The sequence below is a fragment of the Pseudomonas sp. NPDC087639 genome, assembly GCF_044743385.1.
GTDB lineage: Bacteria > Pseudomonadota > Gammaproteobacteria > Pseudomonadales > Pseudomonadaceae > Aquipseudomonas.
Genome location: NZ_JBIUWI010000002.1, coordinates 14,238 through 31,490, shown reverse-complemented (window position 1 = coordinate 31,490; position 17,253 = coordinate 14,238). Strand labels below are relative to the sequence as shown.

The following is a 17,253-nucleotide window of genomic DNA, read 5'->3' as shown; positions in this document are numbered from 1 at the left end:
AAGGAATCGAACCATGCCGATTTCCCGACGTAAATTTCTGATCCTCGGCGCCGTGACCGCGACGGCGTTCGCGATGCCCCCCTTTATCAGCCTCAAGGCCTACGCGGCCAATCTGGAGCAACCGGCCATGAGCAAAGTGACCATTCAAGTCAATGGCAAGCCTCAGGCCCTTGAAGTCGACAACCGCACCACACTGCTCGACGCCCTGCGCGAACACCTGCACCTGACCGGCAGCAAAAAAGGCTGCGACCACGGCCAGTGCGGCGCCTGTACCGTGATCGCCGATGGCCGGCGGATCAATTCCTGCCTGACCCTGGCGGTGATGCACGAAGGCAGCGAGATCACCACCATCGAAGGCCTCGGCATGCCGGACAACCTGCACCCGATGCAAGCCGCGTTCATCAAGCACGACGGTTATCAGTGCGGTTACTGCACGCCGGGACAGATCTGTTCGGCGGTGGCGGTCATTCAGGAAATCCGCGATGGCATTCCCAGCCACGCCAGCGCCAGCCTGACCGAGCCGCCGCAACTGATCGCCAGCGAATTCCAGGAACGCATGAGCGGCAATATCTGCCGTTGCGGCGCCTACTCGAACATCATCGAAGCCATCACCGAAGTCGCGGAGGTGCCGGCATGAGAGCGTTCAATTACAGCCGCGCCGACTCCCCCGCCGCAGCCGCAGCACAAGCTGCGCAAGTGGAAGGCGCAAAGTTCATCGCCGGCGGCACCAACTTGCTGGACTTGATGAAACTCGACATCGAAACCCCGCTGCACCTGATCGATATCAATCACCTGGGACTGGACCAGATCGAAGCCACGCCCGAGGGCGGTTTGCGTATCGGCGCCATGGTGCGCAATACCGATCTGGCCGCCGACGCGCGCGTGCGAAAAGACTACGCCCTGCTCTCCCGCGCCTTGCTTGCCGGTGCTTCCGGGCAGTTGCGCAACATGGCGACCACGGCCGGCAACCTGCTGCAACGCACGCGCTGTCCGTACTTCTACGACACGAATCAAGCCTGCAACAAACGCAATCCCGGCAGTGGCTGCTCGGCGATTGGCGGGGTCAGTCGACAACTGGGGATCATCGGCGTCAGCGATGCCTGCATCGCCACCCACCCGAGCGACATGGCGATTGCGATGCGCGCTCTCGATGCGCAGATTGAAACGGTCAGACCCGATGGCAGCACTCGCAGCATCGCCATGGTCGATTTCCATCAGTTGCCGGGCAACACGCCCAATATTGAAACCAGCCTTACGCCCGGCGAGTTCATCACTGCCGTGACGCTGCCGGCGCCCGTGGGCGGCACCCACGTTTATCACAAGGTGCGCGATCGTTCGTCTTACGCGTTTGCCCTGGTTTCCGTCGGTTTGATCCTGCAAAAGGACGGCAGCGGCCGCATCTCCGTCGGTGGCGTCGCGCCGAAACCATGGCGGGTGGAAGCCGCCGAGGCGTTGCTGCCCAAGGGCGCCAAAGTCGTGAGCGAACGCCTGCTCGACGGCGCCACGCCGACCCACGACAACCAATTCAAACTGACCCTGGTCGAGCGCACACTCGGCTCGGTGCTGGCCCAAGCGAGGGACGAAGCATGAAATTCGACACGCCCGCCACCACCAACCCGATCGACCAATTGAAGGTCATCGGCAAACCCACCGACCGCATCGAAGGCAAACTGAAAACCTGCGGCCAGGCGCCGTACGCTTACGAGCAGCATGAGGCGGTGGCCAATCAGGCTTACGGTTTCATGGTCGGTTCGGCCATCGCCAAGGGCCGCATCAACAACATTGATCTCGACGAGGCGAAAGCCGCACCAGGGGTTCTGGCCATCGTCACCGCCGCCAATGCCGGCAAGCTCGGCAAGGGCCAATACAACTCGGCGCATCTGCTGGCCGGGCCGGAAATTCAGCACTATCACCAAGCCGTTGCGCTGGTCGTTGCCGAGACTTTTGAACAGGCCCGCGCCGCAGCGCAACTGGTCAAAGTCGATTACGTCACGGCCAAGGGCGAGTTCGATCTGGCCAGCGTTCGCGATCAGGGTGTCGAACAGAAAGAAGAACTGCCAGACGTCAAACACGGGGATTTTGCCACGGCGTTCGCTGCCGCCCCGGTGCAGTTCGACCAGACCTACACCACCCCCGATCAGTCCCACGCGATGATGGAACCGCACGCGACACTGGCCGCGTGGAAAGGCGATCAACTGACCCTGTGGACGTCCAACCAGATGATCGCCTGGAGCGTCGGCGACATCGCCGAAACCCTCGGCCTGCCCAAGGAAAAAGTCCGCTTGATTTCGCCGTACATTGGCGGCGGTTTCGGCGGCAAACTGTTCATCCGCGCCGACGCGATCCTCGCTGCCCTCGGTGCGCGCATGGCCAACCGACCAGTGAAAGTCGCCCTCGCGCGGCCGCAAATCGCCAACAACACCACCCATCGCCCGGCGACCATCCAGCGCATCCGCATGGGCGCCACGGCGGACGGCAAACTCACGGCCATCGCCCACGAAGGATGGTCGGGCAATCTGCAAGACGGCAAGGTTGAAGTCGCGGCGCAACCAAGCCAGTTGCTCTACGCCGGCGAAAACCGCCTGGTGACCATGCGCCTGGCGCCGCTGGATCTGCCCGAAGGCAACGCCATGCGCGCACCGGGCGAAACCCCGGGCCTGATGGCGCTGGAAATCGCCATGGACGAAATGGCCGAACAACTCAAACTCGACCCGGTGCAGTTCCGCATCCTCAACGACACTCAGGTCGACCCGGTGAAAACCGAGCGGCCGTTCTCCCAGCGACAACTGATCGAATGCCTGCAAACCGGTGCCGAGAAGTTCGGCTGGGATAAACGCAACGCAAAACCCGGTTCACGTCGCGAAGGTCGCTGGCTGATCGGCATGGGCGTCGGCGCGGCGATCCGCAACAACCTGCTGTTGAAATCCGGCGCGCGGGTACGACTGGAACGCGACGGCAAGATCACCGTTGAAACCGACATGACCGACATCGGCACCGGCAGCTACACGATCATCGCGCAAACGGCGGCCGAGATGATGGGCGTTGGTATCGACGACGTCGTGGTGCGGCTGGGCGATTCGAACTTCCCGGTATCGGCCGGCTCTGGTGGGCAATTCGGCGCCAACTGCTCGACGGCCGGGGTGTATGCCGCGTGTGTGAAACTGCGTGAGGCGGTGGCCGGCAAATTAGGCATGGCGGCCGGTGAGGCCGAGTTTGTCGAGGGTCAGGTACGGCTCGGCAGCAAAAGTGTGCCGTTGCGTCACGCCGCAGAAAATGGCGTGGTGCAAGCGGAGGACAGCATCGAATTCGCTGACCTTGCCAAGCAGTATCAGCAGTCGACGTTTGGCGCGCATTTCGTTGAAGTCGCAGTGGACGCTGCGACCGGTGAAGTGCGCGTTCGGCGGATGCTTGCGGTGTGCGCGGCCGGGCGGATTCTCAATCCGAAAGCGGCGCGCAGCCAAGTCATCGGTGCGATGACCATGGGCGTCGGTGCGGCGCTGATGGAGGAATTGGCGGTAGATAAAAAGCTGGGCTTTTTTGTCAATCACGATCTGGCCGGATATGAGGTGCCGGTGCACGCCGATATTCCGCATCAGGAGGTAATTTTCCTCGATGAGACGGATCCGATTTCTTCGCCGATGAAGGCCAAGGGTGTCGGTGAGTTGGGGATTTGCGGTGTGAGTGCGGCGGTGGCGAATGCGATCTACAACGCCACCGGGGCCAGGGTGCGGGAATATCCGATTACGCTGGACAAGATTCTTTCGTCGTTGCCGGAGATGATCTGACATCTCACCCTGTAGGAGCTGCCGAAGGCTGCGATCTTTTGATCTTTAAAAAGCAAAAGATCGCGGCCTTCGGCAGCTCCTAAAAAGGGGTTATTCAGCGCGGGGATACTGCGCCTCGCTGACTTGCTCCATCCACTCCACCACCTTGCCATCCAGCACTTCAGCAATCGCGATATGCGTCATTGCCGTGCTCGGCGCCGCGCCATGCCAATGCTTCACATCAGGCGCAATCCACACCGTATCCCCTGGACGAATTTCGCGAACCGGCTGCCCCCACTCCTGCACATAACCGGCACCTGCGGTGACGATCAACGTCTGCCCCAACGGATGGGTGTGCCACGCTGTGCGCGCACCCGGTTCGAACGTCACCGTGGCGCCACTGACCCGCGCCTGATCCGAACCTTTGAACGGCGCGTCGACCCGCACAATTCCGGTGAACCAATCCGCCGGGCCGCGGGCCGAAGGTTGTGATCCATTGGGCGTGACGGTCACTCGCGGCGCTTCATTGGCCTGAACATCGCCAGCCAGCAAGGAAAGGGTCAGCGCAGAAGCAGCAATCGGGTTCATGGCGATATCTCCAAAAGTGATGCCTGAACTTTACCGACCATGACTCTTCAGATAATCGACTAGAATTCGAAAAAACTTATGCAGGAAACTCATTAATGCTTCGGGAAAACGCCAGTGACCTGCTCGCCTTCCTCGCCGTGGCGCGTGAGCGCAGCTTTACCAAAGCCGCCGCCAAACTCGGCGTCTCGCAATCGGCGCTCAGCCATACCATCCGCGCCCTCGAAGCACGCCTCGGCCTGCGCCTGCTGACCCGCACCACCCGTAGCGTTTCCCCCACCGAGGCCGGTGAGCACCTGCTGCAAACCGTCGGCCCACGCTTCGAAGAGATCGAGCAGGAGCTGGCGGCCCTGAGCAATTTGCGCGAAACCCCGGCGGGCAAGATCCGCATCAGCGCGACTGACCATTCGCTGGACTGGCTGCTGCGCCCGGTGCTCAAGGAGTTTTTACCGAAGTACCCGGACATCGCCGTCGAAGTCTGTTGCGATTACGGTTTCGTCGACATCGCAGGCCAAGGCTTCGATGCCGGTATACGTCTGGGCGAAGACGTTGCCCAAGGCATGATCGCCACCCGCATCGGCCCGGACATGCGCATGGCCGTGGTCGGTTCGCCCGCCTACTTCGCCAGGCATCCGGCCCCACAAACTCCCCGCGATCTGACCGAACACGCCTGCAACAATCTGCGCCTGCCCACCAACGGCGGGCTGTACACCTGGGAATTTGAAAAGGATGGTGAAAGCCTCAAGGTGCGGGTTTCCGGCCAGATCACCCTGAACGGAGTCTACCCATTGCTCGACGCCGCACTGGACGGCTTCGGCCTGAGCTATATCCCGGAAAACATCGTCGCGCCGTATCTGGCGGAGGGTCGGCTGGTGCAGGTGATGGAAGACTGGTGCCCGACATTTGCCGGTTATCACCTCTACTACCCGAGCCGATGCCAGGCGGCGCCGGCATTTGCGCTGTTGCTGGAGGCGTTGCGTTATCGCGGTTGAAATCGGCCTAGCCCACTAACGCAATCAACTGATGACGCTGCGCATCCGTCAACATCGGCCCGAACCCTGCCTTGACGTTATCGGCCATATACCGTGGATTACCGGTACCTGGAATCACACAAGTAACGGCCGGGTTCGCCAGCAGAAACTTCAGCGCCAGTTGCGGCCAACTGTTGACCTGCACGTCCGACACCCACGCCGGCAGCGGTTTGCCTTTGAGCCGGGCGAGCAAGCCACCGCCGCCGAATGGCCGGTTACAGATCACCGCCACACCGCGCTCACGGCATAGCGGCAGAATGCGTTTTTCCACGCCACGGTCATCAAGGGCGTAGTTGATCTGCAGGAAATCCAGTTGTTCAGTCTTCAGCACCGCTTCAACCTCTTCGTACGCCGAGGGCGTGTAATGGGTGATGCCGATGTAGCGAATGCGCCCTTGCTCCTTCCATTCCCGCAGCGTCGGCAAGTGGGTTTGCCAGTCGAGCAGGTTGTGGATCTGCATCAGGTCGATGCGCTCGGCGCGCAGCAGGCTGAATGACTGCTCCATCTGCGCGATGCCCTCCTTACGTCCGCGCGTCCATACCTTGGTAGCCAGAAACGCCGGTGAGCGCGGTTCGTGGATCGACAGCAGTTCACCGGTGGTTTCTTCGGCGCGGCCATACATCGGCGAGCTGTCGACCACAGTGCCACCCTTGGCGAACAGTTCGTCGAGCACCGCTGGCAGTTGCTTGTAAGCCGGATCGCCAGGGGCGACGTCAAAGCCGCGATACGTGCCCAGCCCCACCATGGGCAGTGGCTCGGCGCTTGATGGGATGACACGAGTCTGCATGGCTTGGCCTCCGGTAGCGGCGGACGATGTGGCAGTGGCCAGCGCCCGATCAAAGGTGAAGACCGCCGACACCCCGGCAGCCAGCGTGAGCAATCGGCGACGGGAGTAACCCTCAGTGTGGCTCATGCTGGTTCCCCTGCTCCGTGGATCTGTTGCACGTTGTGTTCGAACGCTGGCCGCGTGAAGCGCTGGACTACACTGCGACAACGAACCCGCACACCCTGTTAAAAGTAGCCGAATGTCCCGAACCCTGATGTCACTCGTCGCATTGATCGTCGCCGTTTACCTGGCGCTGTGCGCGGCACTGTTCTTTTTTCAGCGCTCGTTGATCTGGTTTCCGCAGCCCAGTGCGGTCAGTGCCACCGACTCACGGCTGAAACTGTCGATGCCGGATGCCGATATCTGGGTCAACACCCGCGAGCGCGACGGGCCGCGGGCGCTGATCTATTTCGGCGGCAACGCCGAGGACGTGTCGCGCAACCTGCCGGAGTTTGCCCAAGCGTTTCCTGATTACGCGCTGTACCTGCTGAACTACCGGGGGTTTGCCGGCAGCGGCGGTTCGCCCTCCGAGGAAGCCATTGCCGAGGATGCGCTGGCGCTGTTCGATCAGGTATCTGCCAGTCATCCGCAGATTGCCGTGGTCGGGCGCAGTCTGGGATCGGGCGTCGCGGTGCGTCTGGCCAGTCAACGACCGGTGCAGCAGTTGATTCTGGTAACGCCCTACAACAACCTCGAAGAAATCGCCGCGCGGCAATATCCATGGGTGCCGGTGAAGTGGTTGCTCAAGGATCGCTTCGAGTCGGGCAAGTACGCCGCGCATATCCGCGTGCCGACGTTGCTGCTGGCGGCCAGTGATGACGAGGTGATTCCCCGGGCCAGTACCGAGCAGTTGCTGGGCAATTTTCCCAAGGGGGTGGCCGTGCTCAAGGTGGTGCCGGATTCGGGTCATAACTCGATTTCCGAGCGGGCGGAGTATTTGCAGTGGATGGGGGATGTGTTGAATCGGTGAGCCTTGAGTGGGCAGAACGGCCCTCATCGCTGGCAAGCCAGCGATGAGGCCAGTACAGGCAACATCAAATCCAATCCAAAGCAATCGTCCGCCTCTTGAACCAAGTCAAAAAACCCCAGTCCTATTCGCGCCGCGTTCTGCGACCAACCCACTCAAGCACCGTCCCTCTCCAGAGCTGCCCGTCCCATGCGCCACGCCGTTCGTTCGTCTCGCTTCGTTTCGCTGTGCCTGCTGATCCTTTCGCCCCTGCTCGCCGAAACTGCCCATGCCGGCGCCGAGCGCCAACTGGTGGCGGCCATCAACGACTACCGTGCCCACCCGCAACGCTGCGATCGGCGTCCCGCGCAACGACTGGCACCGTTGGCGTTGAAGTCGAACCTGGCCTTGCCGGTCGGCTACCGATATGGCGGCGGTTTGCGTGAAGCGTTGAAGTCTTCCGGATACTCGGCCGTAGCGGTGCGCAGCATTCGCATTGTCGGGGCGCAGGACGCCGAAGAAGCATTCGACATGCTGCAAAGCGACTACTGCGGCGCGTTGCTGGACACTCAATACGCCGACATCGGCATCAGCCGTGCGCGCAGCGAATGGCAAGTAGTGTTGGCGCGACCGGTGCTCGACAGCCGTGTCGGTGATAACCGCAGCGTCGGCAAAGCCCTGCTGGCCGAAGTCAATGCCGCCCGCGCCCGCCCAAGAATGTGTGGACGCCAGCGCTTCGCCGCTGCCCGGCCCTTGAGCTGGAATGCCGCCCTCGGCGCCGCTGCCCAGGGGCACAGCAAGGCCATGGCCTACGGCAACTATTTCGCCCATCGCGATCCGGACGGTGACCTGCCTGCCGATCGCGCCCGCGCCGCCGGCTATCGAGGTCGACAAATTGGCGAAAACATCGCAGCCGGACAGAGTTCACCGGGCAAAGCCATGGCCGGATGGCTGGCCAGCCCTGGCCATTGCGCCAACCTGATGAGCCCGATTTTTACCCAAGTCGGCGCCGGCTTCGCCAGTGAAGCGCGTAGTGATGAAGGGGTTTACTGGACGATGCTGTTTGGTGCGCCTTGATCGAAGTCATCACGTTGATGAACGACGTTGCACACGCCTGAATTGCCTTGCAGGGACGGCAACGTCGCACCTCTTCATGAAAGAAATCAGGCCGCGCGTTGCCCTCCCGCCACAGACGCCGAAGCCGCCAGCATCGCGCGCAACAACACCGCACACCCCGCTGCCAAATCATCCGGCGCGGCGTTTTCGATTTCGTTGTGGCTGATGCCGCCCTCGCACGGCACGAAGATCATCCCGGCCGGGCCGAGTTCGGCGAGGAAGATTGCGTCGTGGCCGGCGCCGCTGACGATGTCCATGTGCGACAGGCCCAGGCCTTTGGCGGCGCCACGCACAGCATCTACGCAGCCCTTTTCGAAGTACAGCGGTGGGAAGTCGGCCGTCGGCGTCAGTTCATAGGTCAGGCCATGCTCTTCGCAAGTCGCGTCGATGACCTGTTTCACTTCGGCGATCATCGAGTCCAGGCGTGCCGGTTCCAGATGCCGGAAGTCGAGGGTCATGCGCACCTCGCCGGGGATGACGTTGCGCGAGCCGGGATAGGCTTGCAGGCAACCGACCGTGCCACAGGCATGGGGCTGATGGCCGAGGGCGGCGCGGTTGACCGCACCGACGATGACTGAGGCGCCGACCAGGGCATCTTTGCGCAAGTGCATCGGGGTTGGGCCAGCATGGGCTTCGACGCCGCGCAGCTTGAGGTCGAACCACTTCTGCCCCAGTGCGCCGAGCACCACGCCGATGGTTTTCTGTTCGTCTTCGAGGATCGGGCCTTGCTCGATGTGCGCCTCGAAATAAGCGCCGACCTTGTGCCCGCTAACCTTGCGCGGGCCGGCATAGCCGATGGCATTGAGCGCTTCGCCAACGGTGACGCCATCGGCATCGACTTTGGCGAGGGTTTCTTCGAGGGTGAATTTTTCCGCGAACACACCAGAGCCCATCATGCACGGGGCGAAGCGCGAGCCTTCTTCGTTGGTCCACACCACCACTTCCAGCGGCGCTTCGGTTTCCACGCCGAGGTCGTTGAGGGTACGCAGCACTTCGACGCCGGCCAGTACGCCGAAGCAACCGTCGAATTTGCCGCCGGTGGGTTGGGTGTCGATGTGGCTGCCGGTCATCACCGGCGGCAGGTTCGGATTACGCCCAGGCCGGCGGGCGAAGATGTTGCCGACTTCGTCGATCGTGACGCTGCATCCGGCGTCCTTGCACCATTGCACGAACAGGTCGCGGGCCTGGCGGTCGAGGTCGGTCAGGGCCAGGCGACAGACCCCGCCCTTGACCGTAGCGCCGAGTTTGGCCAGTTCCATCAGCGACGCCCAGAGGCGGTCGCGGTTGATGTGCTGATGGGTCGATTGCAGAACGTCTACGGCTGCGTTCATGGGGGTCTCCTCAGTGTTGATGCCGATCGTTCCCACGCTCTGCGTGGGAACTCATCCATGGACGCACTGCGTCCGCTGTTGGGACGCAGTGCGTCCCGGGCTGCATTCCCACGCAGAGCATGGGAGCGATCATTGCGAAGGCGCTTTAGCCATCGCCGGATTACCGCGCATCACGCATAACCCGTAATAAATAATTCCGCCCAGCGCCGAGCCGGTAAACCAGCCGTAGCTGTAGAACCAACTGAACGCATCGCTTCCAAGCGACAGCAAGGTCAACACCACCGGCACGCCGAACGCGAGAAAACCGGCCCAGTTCCACGCCGGATACACGTCGTCGCGGTACAACCCGGCCAGATCCAGTTGCTGTTTCTTGATCAGGAAATAGTCGACCACCATGATCCCGGCAATCGGCCCGAGCAGACTCGAATAGCCCAGCAGCCAATTCGAATACACGGTTTCCAGACTCACATCGGAGACGATCAGCCCGAGCTTTTTCAGTAGCTCATGCCCCATCAACACCAACCCGACAACTCCGGTCAGCAGCACGGCTTTGGTGCGGTTGATGACCTTGGGCGCGATGTTCTGGAAGTCGTTGGTCGGCGAGACAATGTTGGCGGCGGTGTTGGTCGACAGCGTGGCGATGATGATCAGCGCCATGGCCACCGCGACCCACACCGGGCTCTGAATGTGGCCGATCAGGCTGACCGGATCAGAGACGGTTACGCCCACCAGTTTCACTGACGCTGCGGTCATGATCACGCCGAGGGAGGCGAACAGGAACATGGTCAGCGGCAGGCCGAAGATCTGCCCGAGGATTTGATCCTTCTGGCTTTTGGCGTAGCGACTGAAGTCGGGAATGTTCAGCGACAGCGTGGCCCAGAAGCCGACCATCGCCGTCAGCCCGGCAGCGAAGTAACTGACCACGCTGGCACCTTCAGGACGTTTCGGCGGGATCGCCAGCAATTCGGTCATCGACACATTGGGCATCGCCCACACCAGCAACCCGATGCCGACCGCCACCAGCAATGGCGCCGACAGGGTTTCGAGCCACTTGATCGACTCGGCGCCGCGAATCACCACCCACAGGTTCAGCGCCCAGAAAATCATGAAGCCGATCACCTCCCCGGTCCCGCCAAGGGATTTCCAGCCCTCGAACACCGAGCCGAGAAACAGGTGAATCGCCAGCCCGCCAAACATGGTCTGAATGCCGAACCAGCCACACGCCACCAGCGCGCGAATCAGGCACGGCACGTTGGAACCGAGAATGCCGAACGATGAGCGCAGCAGAACCGGGAACGGAATGCCGTATTTGGTGCCGGGAAAGGCGTTGAGCGTCAGGGGGATGAGCACAATGAGGTTGGCAAACAGAATCGCCAGCAGCGCCTCGCCGACGGTCAGGCCGAAGTAGGCTGTCAGCACGCCGCCGAGGGTGTAGGTCGGCACGCAGATCGACATGCCGACCCACAGCGCGGTGATGTGCCATTTGTTCCAGGTTCGTTCGCGCACCTTGGTCGGTGCCATGTCGTGGTTGTAACGGGGACTGTCGAGGACGTCGCTGCCGGCTTCAAGCTCAAACAAGCCGTCGCGCTCGGTCACTTGCGATCTGATCTGTTGCATGGCCGCTCCACTGTTCTTCTGATTATTTTTTTGCTCATCAGGCGGCTGCACATGACGGTGCGAGCCGGACGATGGCCGGAGGAACTGACAACTTTCATGCCCCGGCCATGGTGTCAGCGGCGGCATCAATAAACGTGCCGGGTGCCGCTCTGAACGCTTGGGCCGTGCATTAAACGCTTTGCAACTTTCTGATATTTATCAATTTTAATTATTGACCGGGTGAGTCTTCGAAAACTTGTCTGAACGCTCAGGCTTAACGCCGGGCAAGTTGTCCGAACTGTCAGGACTCAAACTGGTGCACTGCACTTTTTTTCTTCCTTGGCGATCGACCGCAGCTCAACTTCAAGCGGCTGATTTCACATAGGAAATCTTGCTCATATTTCCATCCTGTCAAGTGCGTCAAAATGGTGAGCAGCCTCACCATTTTGGTGATTTTCTATTTTTATCGTTGTTTTTCAAGAACTTAAAATAGTAATAAGCTTATAAAAAATAATCTTGATCTATTGCAAAACTGCGACTAGCTTCTATTCCTGACAGCGATGACAGGAATACGCCCTTCACCGCCGTACATCAATAAAACATTTAGAACCGACACCAGTCGGTCATGCCTGCGAGGAACTCGGAATGTCTCTGTTGATCCGTGGCGCCACCGTTATTACCCATGATGAAAGTTATCGCGCCGACGTCTATTGCGCTGACGGCGTGATCAAAGCCATTGGTGAAAACCTCGATATTCCCGCCGGTGCCGAAGTGCTCGACGGCAGCGGTCAATACCTGATGCCTGGCGGCATCGATCCACACACTCACATGCAACTCCCGTTCATGGGCACCGTGGCCAGCGAAGACTTCTTCAGCGGCACCGCTGCGGGTCTGGCCGGTGGCACCACGTCGATCATCGACTTCGTGATTCCCAATCCGCAGCAGTCGTTGATGGAAGCGTTTCATCAGTGGCGTGGCTGGGCGGAGAAATCCGCCTCGGACTATGGCTTTCACGTCGCGATCACCTGGTGGAGCGAACAGGTGCGCGAGGAAATGGCCGAACTGGTCAGCCATCACGGCATCAACAGCTTCAAGCATTTCATGGCCTACAAAAATGCGATCATGGCCGCCGATGACACGCTGGTAGCGAGCTTCGAGCGTTGTCTGGAACTCGGTGCCGTACCAACGGTGCATGCGGAAAACGGCGAGCTGGTTTATCACCTGCAACGCAAATTGATGGCCCAGGGCATCACCGGGCCGGAAGCGCATCCGCTGTCGCGTCCTTCGCAGGTTGAAGGTGAAGCGGCGAGCCGGGCCATTCGTATCGCCGAAACCATTGGCACGCCGCTGTACCTGGTACACGTCTCGACCAAGGAAGCCCTCGACGAAATCACCTACGCGCGCAGCAAGGGTCAACCGGTTTACGGCGAAGTTCTGGCCGGGCATCTGCTGCTCGATGACAGCGTCTACCAACACCCGGACTGGCAGACCGCCGCCGGTTACGTGATGAGCCCGCCGTTCCGCCCGCGCGGGCATCAGGAAGCGCTCTGGCACGGTTTGCAAAACGGCAATCTGCACACCACCGCGACCGATCACTGCTGCTTCTGCGCCGAACAAAAAGCCGCCGGGCGCGACGACTTCAGCAAGATTCCCAACGGCACCGCCGGCATCGAAGACCGCATGGCGGTGCTGTGGGATGAAGGCGTCAACAGCGGTCGCTTTTCGATGCAGGACTTCGTCGCCCTCACCTCCACCAACACCGCGAAGATCTTCAACCTCTATCCGCGCAAAGGTGCGATCCGGGTCGGCGCCGATGCCGATCTGGTGCTGTGGGACCCGCAAGGCACCCGCACGATTTCCGCCAAGACCCACCATCAGCAGGTGGACTTCAACATCTTCGAAGGCAAGACCGTGCGCGGCGTGCCGAGCCACACCGTCAGCCAGGGCCGAGTGGTCTGGGCCGATGGCGACCTGCGTGCCGAGCGCGGGGCCGGACGCTACATCGAACGGCCGGCGTATCCGGCGGTGTTTGATTTGCTGAGCAAGCGGGCTGAATTGCACAAGCCTACTGCTGTGAAACGCTGAAATCCCGGCCTTCGGCCTTCGCGAGCAGGCTCGCTCCCACATTTGAAATGCATTCCCCTGTGGGAGCGAGCCTGCTCGCGAAGAGGCCCTCCCTAACGACACAAAAACCACTGCCCATCAGAGGCAGAGCACCTCAATAACCGTGAGGCAAAAAACCGTGATCGAGACCCTGAACCATCTCCCGCATCCGCACGAAAGCGCGGCCGCCCTCGCCGGCCATTTCACCGATCTGGCACCGCCGCTCAACGCTCGGCAGGCGCATCTGGAAGCCTCGCGCTGCCTGTATTGCTACGACGCGCCGTGCGTCAATGCGTGCCCGAGCGAGATCGACATCCCTTCGTTCATCCGCAATATCCATCAGGACAACGTGCCCGGTGCTGCGCAGAAAATCCTTTCGGCGAACATCCTTGGCGGCAGTTGCGCGCGAGTCTGTCCCACTGAAATCCTTTGCCAGCAAGCCTGCGTGCGCAACAACGCCCAGGAATGCGCGCCAGTGCTGATCGGCCTGTTGCAGCGCTACGCCGTGGACAACGCGAATTTCACTGAACACCCATTCCAGCGCGCCGCTAACACTGGCAAACGCATCGCCGTGGTCGGCGCCGGGCCGGCGGGTTTGTCCTGCGCGCACCGCAGCGCCATGCACGGGCATGACGTGGTGATTTTCGAAGCACGGGAGAAGGCTGGCGGCCTGAATGAATACGGGATCGCCAAGTACAAACTGGTCGATGACTATGCGCAAAAGGAACTGGATTTTCTCCTGCAAATCGGCGGTATCGAAATCCGTCACGGACACAAACTCGGCGACAACCTGACCCTCAGCGAATTGCATCAGCAGTTCGACGCCGTGTTCCTCGGCCTCGGTCTCAACGCCAGCAAGCAACTTGGTCTGGCTCACGAAGACGCTCCCGGCCTGCTCGCCGCCACTGACTACATCCGCGAACTGCGCCAGGCCGATGACCTGACGCAACTGCCACTGGCCGAGCGCTGCATCGTCCTCGGCGCCGGCAACACCGCGATCGACATGGCCGTGCAAATGGCGCGCCTGGGGGCCCGCGATGTCAATCTGGTGTATCGCCGCGGCGCCGCGGACATGGGCGCTACCGGCCACGAACAAGACATCGCCAAGGCCAATCAGGTACGTCTATTGACCTGGGCACAACCGGAGGAGGTTTTGCTCGACGAACAGGGCAAGGTGCGCGGCATGCGTTTCGCCCGTACCGATCTGGTCGACGGTCGCCTGCAAACCACCGGGGAAACCTTCGAGCTGGCTGCTGATGCGATCTTCAAAGCCATTGGCCAGGCCTTCGACGGCAGCGCTCTGGCCGACCCGTTGGCGCGTGAACTCAAGCGTCAGGGCGAGCGGATTCAGGTCGACGAAAATCTGCGCACGAGCATCCCCGGTGTGTACGCCGGCGGTGATTGCACCAGCCTCGATCAGGACCTCACCGTGCAAGCGGTGCAGCACGGCAAACTGGCCGCCGAGGCCATCAACGCTCAACTGATGCTCAACGTGGAGGCTGCGTAAATGGCCGATCTCTCGATAGTCTTCGCCGGCATCAAAGCGCCCAATCCGTTCTGGCTGGCCTCCGCGCCGCCGACCGACAAAGCCTACAACGTGGTTCGTGCCTTCGAGGCCGGCTGGGGTGGCGTGGTCTGGAAAACCCTGGGTGAAGACCCGGCGGCGGTCAACGTCTCTTCGCGCTACTCGGCGCACTACGGTAACAACCGAGAAGTGCTGGGCATCAACAACATCGAGCTGATCACCGACCGCTCGCTGGAGATCAACCTGCGTGAAATCACCCAGGTGAAAAAGGACTGGCCGGATCGCGCCCTCATCGTTTCACTGATGGTGCCGTGCGTCGAAGAGTCGTGGAAACACATCCTGCCGCTGGTGGAAGCCACCGGTGCCGATGGCATCGAACTGAATTTCGGCTGCCCCCACGGCATGCCTGAACGCGGCATGGGCGCGGCGGTCGGTCAGGTGCCGGAGTACGTCGAGCAAGTGACGCGCTGGTGCAAGACCTACTGCTCGCTGCCAGTGATCGTCAAACTGACGCCGAACATCACCGACATCCGCGTCGCCGCCCGCGCCGCGCATCGGGGTGGCGCCGATGCGGTGTCGCTGATCAACACCATCAACTCGATCACCAGCGTCGACCTGGAACACATGGTCGCCCTGCCCACCGTCGGCAGCAAAAGCACCCACGGCGGTTACTGCGGTTCAGCGGTCAAACCGATTGCGCTGAATATGGTCGCGGAAATCGCTCGTGATCCGCAGACCCAAGGTTTACCGATCTGCGGGATCGGCGGCATCGGCAGTTGGCGCGATGCGGCGGAATTCATGGCACTGGGCAGCGGCGCGGTGCAGGTGTGCACGGCGGCGATGCTGCATGGCTTCCGTATTGTCGAGGAGATGAAGGATGGCCTGTCACGCTGGATGGACAGTCAGGGCTACGCCAACATTGCCGAGTTTTCCGGACGCGCCGTGGGCAACACCACGGACTGGAAGTATCTGGATATCAACTATCAGGTGATCGCGAAGATTGATCAGGAGGCGTGCATCGGTTGCGGGCGTTGCCACATTGCCTGCGAAGACACTTCACATCAGGCGATCAGTAGCCTGAAGCAAGCAGACGGGACGCATAAATACGAAGTGATCGATGACGAGTGTGTGGGCTGCAATTTGTGTCAGATCACCTGTCCGGTGGCTGATTGCATCGAGATGGTGCCGATGGAGACGGGCAAGCCGTTTCTGGACTGGAATCATGATCCGAGGAATCCCTACCATGTAGCTCTCTGACTGATCGTTCCCACGCTCTGCGTGGGAATGCCTCAAGGGAAAGGCTCAGGGCTCCAACCCGATCCCGCGCAAAATCACACTGGTCACCGTCTGCACCGCCCGCTCGAACTGCATGTCCGACAGCGGCTGGTGATCATTCAAGATATTCACCTGATGATCGAAGTCGGCGTAGTGCTGGGTCGAGGCCCAGATCATGTATAGCAGGCTCGACGGTTCCACCGGCAGGATGCGCTTGTCCTCGACCCACTGGCGGATCTTCGCTTCTTTCATCTTCGCCCAGTCATACAGGCTGACATCCAGCGCCTCGCCCAGGGTAGGCGCGCCATGAATGATTTCATTGGCCCAGACTTTCGAGCCGTAAGGTCGGCTGCGCGAGTGGTTCATCTTGGCGCGGATGTAGCTGCTCAGCACCACACGCGGATCGTCGAACATCTCGAAGCACAGCGCGTCCTGTTTCCACACTTCCAGCAGATCGAACAGCACCGCGCTGTACAGCTCGCTCTTGGTGGAAAAGTAGTAATGCAGGTTGGAGCGCGGCAGTTGCACTTCGGCGGCGATGTCGGCCATGGCGGTGCTGCCGAAGCCTTTTTCGGCGAAAACCTTTTCCGCGGCGAGGAGGATTTTTTCGACGTTACTGCGACGAATCTCGATCTTGTGATTGCCCATGTGGGCTCCCTGACAACAACGTTGCGCAAGACTAGCATCCGCTCTGCCACCGGGGCGACCGCTGAAAACAAAACTTCGTACCGGCAAGGACGGATGGCTAAACTGGCGGCTTCTTCGATTTTGCCTCAGAGGTACCCGCGATGCTGTTCAAGAATGTCCTGACCACCACTGCCCTGCTCGCCTCGCTGTTGGCCGCATCCTCGGCATTTGCCCACGCCCACCTGAAAAGCCAGACCCCGGCGGCCGACAGTACCGTCACGGCACCGGCGGATCTGCGCCTGACCTTCTCCGAAGGCGTTGAAGCAACCTTCACCAAAGTCACCCTGACCAAGGATGGCGCGCCAGTCACAGTCAAACCGCTGACCACCGAAGGCAAAGACAAGAAAACCCTGATCGTCACCCCCGCCGCACCGCTGACTGCCGGCGAATACAAAGTCGAATGGCACGCCGTGTCGGTCGACACACATAAAAGCGAAGGCGCCTACCAATTCAAGGTTGGCCAGTAAT

At 61.0% G+C, this 17,253-nt stretch carries 15 protein-coding genes; 10 read left to right on the top strand and 5 right to left on the bottom strand.

Annotated features, from left to right (window positions below):
- Positions 1–13: 13 nt before the first annotated feature.
- The 3 genes from paoA to paoC are packed head-to-tail and all read left to right on the top strand — an operon-like array spanning position 14 to position 3,785.
- The gene (gene paoA, locus ACIOVB_RS02145) at positions 14–637 is read left to right on the top strand and encodes an aldehyde dehydrogenase iron-sulfur subunit PaoA (RefSeq protein ID WP_401264441.1); all 624 of its coding nucleotides are present in this window, start codon (positions 14–16) and stop codon (positions 635–637) included.
- Positions 634–1,590 carry an FAD binding domain-containing protein gene (locus tag ACIOVB_RS02140; RefSeq protein ID WP_401264438.1) on the top strand — a complete coding sequence of 319 codons (957 nt, stop codon included), beginning with the start codon at positions 634–636 and terminating at the stop codon, positions 1,588–1,590. The genes paoA and ACIOVB_RS02140 overlap by 4 nt, the downstream gene beginning before the upstream one ends.
- Positions 1,587–3,785, top strand: coding sequence for an aldehyde oxidoreductase molybdenum-binding subunit PaoC (paoC, locus tag ACIOVB_RS02135; RefSeq protein WP_401264437.1), 2,199 nt, complete (start codon positions 1,587–1,589; stop codon positions 3,783–3,785). Before ACIOVB_RS02140 ends, paoC begins: the two co-directional genes overlap by 4 nt.
- A 90-nt stretch (positions 3,786–3,875) precedes the next feature.
- Here the strand turns inward: paoC and ACIOVB_RS02130 are convergent, their stop codons facing one another.
- Positions 3,876–4,352: a cupin domain-containing protein gene (locus ACIOVB_RS02130; RefSeq protein ID WP_401264434.1), complete on the bottom strand. Its 477-nt coding sequence runs from the start codon at positions 4,350–4,352 to the stop codon at positions 3,876–3,878.
- Positions 4,353–4,447: 95 nt separating this feature from the next.
- Between ACIOVB_RS02130 and ACIOVB_RS02125 the strand changes: the two genes are divergently transcribed.
- A complete protein-coding gene (locus ACIOVB_RS02125; protein WP_401264431.1) occupies positions 4,448–5,341 on the top strand; it encodes a LysR family transcriptional regulator in 894 nt (297 codons plus the stop codon).
- Between the two features lie 7 nt (positions 5,342–5,348).
- Here the strand turns inward: ACIOVB_RS02125 and ACIOVB_RS02120 are convergent, their stop codons facing one another.
- A complete protein-coding gene (locus tag ACIOVB_RS02120) occupies positions 5,349–6,293 on the bottom strand; it encodes an aldo/keto reductase (RefSeq protein WP_401264430.1) in 945 nt (314 codons plus the stop codon).
- Between the two features lie 112 nt (positions 6,294–6,405).
- On the opposite strand from ACIOVB_RS02120, the gene ACIOVB_RS02115 reads away from it, so the two are divergent.
- Both ACIOVB_RS02115 and ACIOVB_RS02110 read left to right on the top strand, forming a co-directional pair.
- Positions 6,406–7,176, top strand: coding sequence for an alpha/beta hydrolase (locus tag ACIOVB_RS02115; protein ID WP_401264428.1), 771 nt, complete (start codon positions 6,406–6,408; stop codon positions 7,174–7,176).
- Positions 7,177–7,362: 186 nt separating this feature from the next.
- Complete coding sequence (locus tag ACIOVB_RS02110; protein WP_401264427.1) at positions 7,363–8,229, top strand: CAP domain-containing protein; 867 nt, start codon at positions 7,363–7,365, stop codon at positions 8,227–8,229.
- A gap of 86 nt (positions 8,230–8,315) precedes the next feature.
- Here ACIOVB_RS02110 and ACIOVB_RS02105 read toward each other — a convergent pair whose 3' ends face one another.
- Positions 8,316–9,599 carry a Zn-dependent hydrolase gene (locus ACIOVB_RS02105; RefSeq protein ID WP_401264424.1) on the bottom strand — a complete coding sequence of 428 codons (1,284 nt, stop codon included), beginning with the start codon at positions 9,597–9,599 and terminating at the stop codon, positions 8,316–8,318.
- A gap of 129 nt (positions 9,600–9,728) precedes the next feature.
- Complete coding sequence (locus tag ACIOVB_RS02100) at positions 9,729–11,216, bottom strand: NCS1 family nucleobase:cation symporter-1 (protein WP_401264423.1); 1,488 nt, start codon at positions 11,214–11,216, stop codon at positions 9,729–9,731.
- A gap of 624 nt (positions 11,217–11,840) precedes the next feature.
- Here ACIOVB_RS02100 and hydA point away from each other — a divergent pair.
- The 3 genes from hydA to preA all read left to right on the top strand — a co-directional run bounded on the left by hydA (position 11,841) and on the right by preA (position 16,080).
- A complete protein-coding gene (gene hydA, locus ACIOVB_RS02095; RefSeq protein ID WP_401264421.1) occupies positions 11,841–13,280 on the top strand; it encodes a dihydropyrimidinase in 1,440 nt (479 codons plus the stop codon).
- Positions 13,281–13,437: 157 nt separating this feature from the next.
- Positions 13,438–14,805 carry an NAD(P)-dependent oxidoreductase gene (locus ACIOVB_RS02090; protein ID WP_401264419.1) on the top strand — a complete coding sequence of 456 codons (1,368 nt, stop codon included), beginning with the start codon at positions 13,438–13,440 and terminating at the stop codon, positions 14,803–14,805.
- Positions 14,806–16,080, top strand: a complete 1,275-nt coding sequence (gene preA / locus ACIOVB_RS02085) for an NAD-dependent dihydropyrimidine dehydrogenase subunit PreA (RefSeq protein ID WP_187681190.1) — start codon at positions 14,806–14,808, stop codon at positions 16,078–16,080. It abuts the gene before it with no gap.
- A 45-nt stretch (positions 16,081–16,125) separates the two neighbouring features.
- Here the strand turns inward: preA and ACIOVB_RS02080 are convergent, their stop codons facing one another.
- On the bottom strand, positions 16,126–16,746 hold the full coding sequence (locus ACIOVB_RS02080) for a TetR/AcrR family transcriptional regulator (RefSeq protein ID WP_095190174.1): 621 nt from the start codon (positions 16,744–16,746) through the stop codon (positions 16,126–16,128).
- A gap of 140 nt (positions 16,747–16,886) precedes the next feature.
- Between ACIOVB_RS02080 and copC the strand changes: the two genes are divergently transcribed.
- Positions 16,887–17,252, top strand: coding sequence for a copper homeostasis periplasmic binding protein CopC (gene copC, locus ACIOVB_RS02075; RefSeq protein ID WP_401264417.1), 366 nt, complete (start codon positions 16,887–16,889; stop codon positions 17,250–17,252).
- The last annotated feature ends 1 nt before the right edge of the window (position 17,253 follow it).

Bases quoted from the DNA above. Each gene is read 5' to 3' on its own strand.
- ACIOVB_RS02110 (WP_401264427.1), top strand. From the start codon at position 7,363: ATGCGCCACGCCGTTCGTTCGTCTCGCTTCGTTTCGCTGTGCCTGCTG.
- ACIOVB_RS02125 (WP_401264431.1), top strand. From the start codon at position 4,448: ATGCTTCGGGAAAACGCCAGTGACCTGCTCGCCTTCCTCGCCGTGGCG.
- ACIOVB_RS02140 (WP_401264438.1), top strand. From the start codon at position 634: ATGAGAGCGTTCAATTACAGCCGCGCCGACTCCCCCGCCGCAGCCGCA.
- copC (WP_401264417.1), top strand. From the start codon at position 16,887: ATGCTGTTCAAGAATGTCCTGACCACCACTGCCCTGCTCGCCTCGCTG.
- ACIOVB_RS02130 (WP_401264434.1), bottom strand. From the start codon at position 4,352: ATGAACCCGATTGCTGCTTCTGCGCTGACCCTTTCCTTGCTGGCTGGC.
- ACIOVB_RS02080 (WP_095190174.1), bottom strand. From the start codon at position 16,746: ATGGGCAATCACAAGATCGAGATTCGTCGCAGTAACGTCGAAAAAATC.
- paoA (WP_401264441.1), top strand. From the start codon at position 14: ATGCCGATTTCCCGACGTAAATTTCTGATCCTCGGCGCCGTGACCGCG.
- ACIOVB_RS02105 (WP_401264424.1), bottom strand. From the start codon at position 9,599: ATGAACGCAGCCGTAGACGTTCTGCAATCGACCCATCAGCACATCAAC.
- hydA (WP_401264421.1), top strand. From the start codon at position 11,841: ATGTCTCTGTTGATCCGTGGCGCCACCGTTATTACCCATGATGAAAGT.
- paoC (WP_401264437.1), top strand. From the start codon at position 1,587: ATGAAATTCGACACGCCCGCCACCACCAACCCGATCGACCAATTGAAG.
- ACIOVB_RS02120 (WP_401264430.1), bottom strand. From the start codon at position 6,293: ATGAGCCACACTGAGGGTTACTCCCGTCGCCGATTGCTCACGCTGGCT.
- ACIOVB_RS02100 (WP_401264423.1), bottom strand. From the start codon at position 11,216: ATGCAACAGATCAGATCGCAAGTGACCGAGCGCGACGGCTTGTTTGAG.
- preA (WP_187681190.1), top strand. From the start codon at position 14,806: ATGGCCGATCTCTCGATAGTCTTCGCCGGCATCAAAGCGCCCAATCCG.
- ACIOVB_RS02115 (WP_401264428.1), top strand. From the start codon at position 6,406: ATGTCCCGAACCCTGATGTCACTCGTCGCATTGATCGTCGCCGTTTAC.